This window comes from Pseudomonas sp. GM102 (assembly GCF_000282555.1).
In the GTDB taxonomy this organism is placed as follows: domain Bacteria; phylum Pseudomonadota; class Gammaproteobacteria; order Pseudomonadales; family Pseudomonadaceae; genus Aquipseudomonas.
In genome coordinates this window covers 137,279-143,278 of the sequence record NZ_AKJB01000003.1, presented here as the reverse complement: position 1 = coordinate 143,278, position 6,000 = coordinate 137,279, and the positions used below count along the sequence as shown (strand labels likewise).

Below are 6,000 nucleotides of genomic sequence, written 5' to 3'. Positions count from 1 at the left end.
TGCCCGCGAAAGCATTCTCAAGATCGTTACACGTCTACTTTTTGGACGCGATCATCTCCAGGAACGCTGGCATCGCCGCGTCCTTGTCCTTTGCGATCCGCTGCACATGCGGGTTCTGCCCCAGACGCTCCAGCAGCGCCTTGGCCGCCGGCATCACGGCCAACAGATCGATATCGAACAGCTTCTGCGCCACGGCACAGGCCATCGGCACGCTGTACAGAAAATATAAATCCGCAATGCTGATACTGTCGCCCGCCACGTAAGGGGCGAACTTGCCATGTCTGCTCAGGGCAGCAAAGCCCAGCAGCAACTCGGCCTTGGTTTTCTCTTTGATCGCGTCCGGCACGGCCATACCGAAGAACGCCTCGGCATAGCACGCGCGGCCCGGCAACTCGATGTACAGCTCGATCTCCTTGGCCAACGCCAGCGCCTGCGCTCGCTCGAAGGGCTCGTTGGACAGCAGTGGCGTGCCTTTCTGGCTCTGCTCGAGGTACTCGAGAATCACGCTGGTTTCATTGATGAAACCTTGTTCGACGCCCAGCACTGGAACCTTTCCACGCGGGCTGATGTTGAGCGTCTCGGGGGTCTGGCCCGGGTAAAACGGCACCTCTTCAAATGGCAATCCCTTCTCCAGCAATGCCAGCTTGACCATGTTGTAGTAGTTGCTGACGCAGAATCCATAAAGCTTGAGCATTACATAGCCTCCAGGCCGTGCAGGGGGTTGGCAGCGCCAGTTGTTATAGAACGCCTGGGCATTTCTTGCCAGCAGCATCACAGCGCTGAATGCAGGTAAACTGGCCGCCTTAACTTGAGGAGCCTGCCATGAGCGAGCCAACTGATATCGAGATCGACGAAGAAGAGTTCGCCGAAAACACCCTGATCGAAGCCATCGAAAACCAGATCGAAAGCGATAACCCGCCAGCGGCCAAGGCGACCTTCAACAAGCTGACCCTGGTAGGTTATGAGCGCGAGGAAATCCTCAATCTGATGGCCCACGTGCTGGCGGTTGAAATCGACGCGATCCTCGAAGAAGACCGCGCGTTCAATACCGAATGGTACGAAACTGCGCTGCGCGCACTGCCAGAGTTGCCGCCGGAAAAGAAATAGGCCAACACCCCTCTCCTGTAGGAGCGAGGCTTGCCCGCGAAGGCCTCACCGCGGTCTATCTGCAAAACCGCGTCACCGTTCTTCGCGGGCAAGCCTCGCTCCTACAGAAACCACCCCCACTACCTGCACCACCCACTGGGGAATGCCCCCCAAGGCGAAAAACCCTGTTACGAGCACTGGACATGCTGCGCGAGTGGGATCACCTTAGGAGCGCTATCGTCCAATTCCTAGAAAGTCTGGAGTCCTTATGTCGCTTACCCCTGAGTTGGTTGCCGAACTGGAAATCCTCGCCCTCTTCAACCTGGACAGTTCCCAGGAAGGTTTGAAAATTCATCAGACCGCTGCCCCGAAAGCCATTGCCGCTGCCCAAAGACTGTTTGACAAAGAATTGATCACCCAGCCCGATGGCGGTTATCTGACCAGCCTGGGGCGTGACGCTGCACAAAATGTGCAAACCGTTCTAACCATTCTGTCCGTACGCGAAACAGCCTGAGCCTCACTGCATCGCCCACGGAAACCTCTGTCACGGGATTTCCGCGGGCACACTTTGGTGCCCGCTGTCGCCGCGCAATAGAAACCTGACGCCAGAAATACAAAATCAGCTTAAAAGTCCCGGGGCCGAGGCGCTAAACTGCCCCTCACCCTGAGCCCTCCCACGTCCGAGCCCCGCGAGCCGGATTGAGCTGACATGACCCGCACCCATGAAATCCGCCCCGATCTGGACGAGGGAATCGACCGCAAGGTTCTCAGCCAGCTGCGCGCCCGTTTTCTGAAGCTCAACGAGGGCCGCGTGGCCCGTGCCATGGAAGGGTTGTCGACCCGCCAGCAAACGGTGCTGACCCTGCTGCCGCTGTTTTTCCATGTCAATCATCCGCTGTTGCCAGGTTACGTTTCGGGTAGCACCCCGGCCGGGCTGTCGAATTTCGAACCTGATGCCAACACCCTCGCTGAAGCCCAGCGCCTGACCCGCTCGTTTTCCTACAAGCCGCGCCACGGCAGCAATCCGCCGCGACCGATTCACGGCCTGTTCCTGATGGGCAGCCTCGGCACCCTGGCCCAGGCCGATCAGAGCGATATGGACGTCTGGGTCTGTCACGGGCCGGACTTGAGCGAAAGCGAACTCAGCGAGCTGCGCAAGAAATGCCAGTTGCTTGAAATATGGGCCGCCAGCCAGGGTGCCGAGGCACATTTCTTCCTGATCGACCCTGCTCGCTTCGTGCTCGGCGAGCGCGATACCCAACTGAGTTCGGAAGACTGCGGCACCACCCAGCACTACCTGCTGCTGGACGAGTTCTACCGCACCGCGATCTGGCTGGCCGGCCGTACACCCATTTGGTGGCTGGTGCCGGTTTATGAAGAGTCGGCGTACGACCGTTATACCCACACGCTGTTATCCAAGCGCTTCATCCGTGCCGACGAGACTCTGGACCTGGGGCATCTGTCGTATATCCCGCCCGGGGAGTTCATCGGTGCCGGGCTCTGGCAATTGTTCAAGGGCATCGAGTCACCGTACAAATCAGTGCTCAAACTGCTGCTGACCGAGGTCTACGCCAGTGAACACCCCAAGGTCCACTGCCTGAGCCTGCGCTTCAAGCAGGCGGTGTTTGCCAATCAACTGGACCTCGATGAACTGGATCCATACGTCGTGGTTTATCGGCGTATCGAGGAATACCTCACGGCCCGGGGCGAACCGGAACGCCTGGAGCTGGTACGCCGCGCGCTGTACTTGAAGGTCAACCGCAAGCTCACCGGCAGCAGCGGTCGCACCCAGAGTTGGCAGCGTTCATTGCTCGAACGCCTGGCCAACGAATGGCAGTGGGATCAGCGTCAGCTCGCATTGCTCGACAGCCGCAGCCAGTGGAAAGTCCGCCAGGTCAGCGCCGAACGCCGCGCCCTGGTTGGCGAGCTGAATTACAGCTACCGCTTCCTGACGCAGTTTGCCCGCAACGAGCAGACCGTCAGCCTGATCAACAAGCGCGACCTCAATGTGCTGGGCCGGCGGTTGTACGCAGCCTTCGAGCGCAAGGCCGACAAGGTCGAATTCATCAACCCGGGCATCGCCCCTGATCTGGCCGAAGACACCTTGACGCTGGTGCAGGCACCCAACAAGAAAGAACCGGGGCAAACCCAATGGGGGTTGTACAACGGCAGCCTGACCGCCCACGAGTGGGAGCATTTCGCGCCGATCAAGCGCAGCCGTCAGTTACTGGAACTGCTCACTTGGTGCCACCGCAACGGCGTGATCGACAGCAGCACCCGCCTGGCCCTGCACCCTGGCACCAGCGACCTGAGCGAATTCGAACTGTTCAACCTGCTCGGCAGCCTGCAACAGAGCATCGCCCTGCCCCTGACCACTGTCGCCGAAGAGCCTTTGCTGCGCGCCAGTGTGCCGAGCGAAGTGTTGATTCTGGTGAACGTCGGCATCGACCCGCTCAAGCACCATCGCGACCTGAACATCTTGATGACCACCGAACGCACCGATTCCCTGAGCTACGCCGGCGTGCGGGAAAACCTGGTGCTGACCCTGGATCAGGTCACGCTCAATAGCTGGAACGAGGTGCTGGTCAGCCGCTTTGACGGCCCCCACGCCCTGCTCGACTGCCTGCGCGATTACCTCAACAACCTGCCGGACGGGCCTCTACAGCCCAAGCTGCGGGTGCGTTGCTTCTGTCACAACCGCGCACAATTCATTGCCCGGCGGGTCGAAGAAATCCTCGACACCGCGCAGAACCTGCTGCTGAGCAAACTCAATCATCGTTACCTGATTCAGGTCCAGCAGCACTACCACGTGCTGGAGCTGGTGCCAGGCCAGGTCAATCACGTCGCCCTCGCCACCCTGCCGGCGCTGTTCGACTACCTCGGCGAAGAACTGGCGAGCTACAGCCCGTTTCATCTGGACCCGATGGCATTGGAAGACCACGACCTGGCGCTGATCCTGCCCATGGGGCAACCCGACTGCGTTCAGGTGTTCTACCGGATCAACGAACACCAGGCCGATGTATATGTGCTGGATGAATTCAATGCCTTGTGGCAGCAGCGTTTGCCTTATCACGACGAACAAAGCCTGCTGGTGCCGCTGCAACGCTTTCTGCAATCGATCCAGTACCGGCGCGATGCCTTGCTGCCGATGGACGCCGCCCAGCCGCTGAGCCTGGAGACTTTGTATTACCAGTTGTTGCCTTCAGGCTCCGCGCGGGCGCGTCGGGTCGAAGCCCGGCCGGCACCGCAAACCCCTGTCAACAAACCGTTCTACGACGTGCAGGCGATCGTCGGCAAAGCCGCACCAGGGCAGGTGCAGGTCACTCTGTATTGCAATCAGCGGGAGTTTTCAGAGCTGGAACATGGCGACGAACTGTTCAGCGTAGTCGCCCGGGAAATCGTCGAGCAGCGCCGCGAGACTGAACGCTATCGCTGCTACATCACCGACCTGGACCTGTCGGGCCTGCTCGGTGATGGTCAGGGTTCAAGCCATCTGTATCTGCGCTACAAGGCCGACCTGGAGCGCGCACTGAACGAGGCGCTCGAGCAGGTCTGAGGGGTTTATTCCGGAAAGTGGCCGCCCTCGGCCGGCTGCGATTCCACTTCTAGCAGGGTCAGTTTCAGCGTCTTGCCGCCCGGAGCCGGCCAGTCGATGTGCTGGCCGACTTTCAGGCCCAGCAAAGCACTGCCCACCGGCGCCAGAATGGAAATCCGGCCTTCGTCGGCGTTGGCATCCTTGGGGTAAACCAGGGTCAGGTGATAGTCCTTGCCGCTGCTCTCTTCACGGCAATGCACACGTGAATTCATGGTCACGACATCGGCGGGCACTTCCTCGTGACCGACCAGGGTATCGGCGCGATCCAGTTCGGTTTGCAACGCGATAACGCCCGGCAGCGTGTCATCCAGGCTGTCGATCAGGCGCTCCAGACGTTGTACGTCCAGACGGGTAAGGGTGATGGAAGGTGCGGTCATGATCAGGGCAGACTCCTTTCTTCTGCACGAAAAAAGCAAAACCCCGCCAGAAAAAGGCGGGGTTTTCACGAGCCTCGATGGGTTGAGGCGTCTCTGGACACTATCACAGCTCAATAAATATACAAGTGAGGCCCAACACCGCCCCTTCCGGCTTATCGGGAAACCCTGTGGCGAGGGGGCTTGCCCCCGTTCGGCTGCGCAGCAGTCGTGAGCTTTTTGGGGCCGCTTCGCGACCCAACGGGGGCAAGCCCCCTCGCCACAGGTCAGCATCGTTACCCAATAGAGTGATCAGACCGCAGATTTGCGTTGTGCAGCCTGCGCACAAATCACTCGCCGCCGCTCATCGTCGGCCGAACGCCATTCGCGAATGTCTTCGACATGACGAAAACACCCCAGACAAACCTTCTGCTCATCCAGCCGACACACGCCGCTGCACGGCGAAGGCACGGCCGGGCTAACGTTGCTATACAGCGGTTTAGGCGGACGAACGGGGGCCGGCTGGGTCACGATCTCACAGGCCTTCGAAATCGAGTTCGACGTCGGCTTGCTGCTTGACGATGCGCTCAAGCATTTCGCCCAGTTGCTCGTCGCTCTTGTCGCACATCCAGCGTTTGCTCTCTTCGTCGTAGTCGAAGTGGAAGCCGCCGGACACGGCCGCCAGCCACAGCTGACGCAGCGGTTCCTGACGGCTGAAGATCAGCGCGCTGCCGTTTTCGAACTTGACGGTGAGTACACCGGCCGAGCTCTCCAGATCGATATCCAGGTCAGACTCGTCAAAAATATCCTCCAGCGTCTGCTGGGTGGCATCGACCAGATCGTGGAAACGGGCTTCGGTCAAACTCATTGCGGGAACCTCAAAAAGTGTCTACTCACGCTCAAGCGCCGCAAGATACGGGCGAGCCCCGGTGATTGCAAAGGATAACCACCAAGGGCTCGCTAGCG

The 6,000-nt window shown here is 59.8% G+C and carries 7 protein-coding genes; 3 read left to right on the top strand and 4 right to left on the bottom strand.

The features are described from left to right. Window positions 1-34: 34 nt before the first annotated feature. Entirely contained in the window at window positions 35-694 is a 660-nt protein-coding gene (locus tag PMI18_RS27765) for a glutathione S-transferase family protein (RefSeq protein ID WP_007894904.1), read from the bottom strand. A 128-nt stretch (window positions 695-822) separates the two neighbouring features. Between PMI18_RS27765 and PMI18_RS27770 the strand changes: the two genes are divergently transcribed. From PMI18_RS27770 to PMI18_RS27780, 3 genes are all read left to right on the top strand, one after another. Next, a complete protein-coding gene (locus PMI18_RS27770; RefSeq protein WP_007894899.1) occupies window positions 823-1,107 on the top strand; it encodes a hypothetical protein in 285 nt (94 codons plus the stop codon). A gap of 247 nt (window positions 1,108-1,354) precedes the next feature. Then, window positions 1,355-1,600 carry a TIGR02647 family protein gene (locus PMI18_RS27775; protein ID WP_007894898.1) on the top strand — a complete coding sequence of 82 codons (246 nt, stop codon included), beginning with the start codon at window positions 1,355-1,357 and terminating at the stop codon, window positions 1,598-1,600. 195 nt (window positions 1,601-1,795) lie between these two features. Continuing rightward, window positions 1,796-4,642, top strand: coding sequence for a class I adenylate cyclase (locus PMI18_RS27780; RefSeq protein ID WP_007894896.1), 2,847 nt, complete (start codon window positions 1,796-1,798; stop codon window positions 4,640-4,642). Between the two features lie 5 nt (window positions 4,643-4,647). Here the strand turns inward: PMI18_RS27780 and rnk are convergent, their stop codons facing one another. From rnk to cyaY, 3 genes are all read right to left on the bottom strand, one after another. Next, on the bottom strand, window positions 4,648-5,058 hold the full coding sequence (gene rnk / locus PMI18_RS27785; protein WP_007894891.1) for a nucleoside diphosphate kinase regulator: 411 nt from the start codon (window positions 5,056-5,058) through the stop codon (window positions 4,648-4,650). 288 nt (window positions 5,059-5,346) lie between these two features. Continuing rightward, window positions 5,347-5,565, bottom strand: coding sequence for a DUF1289 domain-containing protein (locus PMI18_RS29970; RefSeq protein ID WP_081499808.1), 219 nt, complete (start codon window positions 5,563-5,565; stop codon window positions 5,347-5,349). Between the two features lie 4 nt (window positions 5,566-5,569). Beyond that, a complete protein-coding gene (gene cyaY / locus PMI18_RS27790; protein ID WP_007894889.1) occupies window positions 5,570-5,902 on the bottom strand; it encodes an iron donor protein CyaY in 333 nt (110 codons plus the stop codon). Window positions 5,903-6,000 lie beyond the last annotated feature (98 nt).

Coding starts and splice junctions, on each gene's coding strand:
- PMI18_RS27765 (WP_007894904.1), bottom strand. CDS start 694: ATGCTCAAGCTTTATGGATTCTGCGTCAGCAACTACTACAACATGGTC.
- PMI18_RS27770 (WP_007894899.1), top strand. CDS start 823: ATGAGCGAGCCAACTGATATCGAGATCGACGAAGAAGAGTTCGCCGAA.
- PMI18_RS27775 (WP_007894898.1), top strand. CDS start 1,355: ATGTCGCTTACCCCTGAGTTGGTTGCCGAACTGGAAATCCTCGCCCTC.
- PMI18_RS27780 (WP_007894896.1), top strand. CDS start 1,796: ATGACCCGCACCCATGAAATCCGCCCCGATCTGGACGAGGGAATCGAC.
- rnk (WP_007894891.1), bottom strand. CDS start 5,058: ATGACCGCACCTTCCATCACCCTTACCCGTCTGGACGTACAACGTCTG.
- cyaY (WP_007894889.1), bottom strand. CDS start 5,902: ATGAGTTTGACCGAAGCCCGTTTCCACGATCTGGTCGATGCCACCCAG.